We start from the raw sequence: 617 nt of genomic DNA on the forward strand, positions 1-617 counted from the left end.
GCGTCCGCAGCTTCGGTATATAGCTTAGCCCCGTTACATCTTCCGCGCAGGACGACTCGATCAGTGAGCTATTACGCTTTCTTTAAAGGGTGGCTGCTTCTAAGCCAACCTCCTGACTGTTTTAGCCTTCCCACTTCGTTTCCCACTTAGCTATATTTGGGGACCTTAGCTGGCGGTCTGGGTTGTTTCCCTCTTGACACCGGACGTTAGCACCCGATGTCTGTCTCCCGTGATTGCACTCTTCGGTATTCGGAGTTTGCTATGGCGGGGTAATCAGCAATAGACCCCCCAACCATGACAGTGCTCTACCCCCGAAGGTGAGACACGAGGCACTACCTAAATAGTTTTCGGAGAGAACCAGCTATTTCCAGATTTGTTTAGCCTTTCACCCCTATCCACAGCTCATCCCCTAACTTTTCAACGTTAGTGGGTTCGGTCCTCCAGTACGTGTTACCGCACCTTCAACCTGGCCATGGATAGATCATCTGGTTTCGGGTCTACACCCAGCGACTCAACGCCCTGTTCGGACTCGCTTTCGCTACGCCTTCCCTAATCGGTTAAGCTTGCCACTGAATGTAAGTCGCTGACCCATTATACAAAAGGTACGCCGTCACCCC

Annotated in this window: 1 rRNA gene; it reads right to left on the reverse strand. The window is 51.9% G+C overall.

Annotated features, from left to right (window positions below):
* Positions 1-617 (reverse strand): 23S ribosomal RNA (locus MKD38_RS30800); the annotation flags it as partial.

The organism is Cupriavidus sp. WGlv3 (genome assembly GCF_023952475.1).
GTDB lineage: Bacteria > Pseudomonadota > Gammaproteobacteria > Burkholderiales > Burkholderiaceae > Cupriavidus > Cupriavidus phytorum.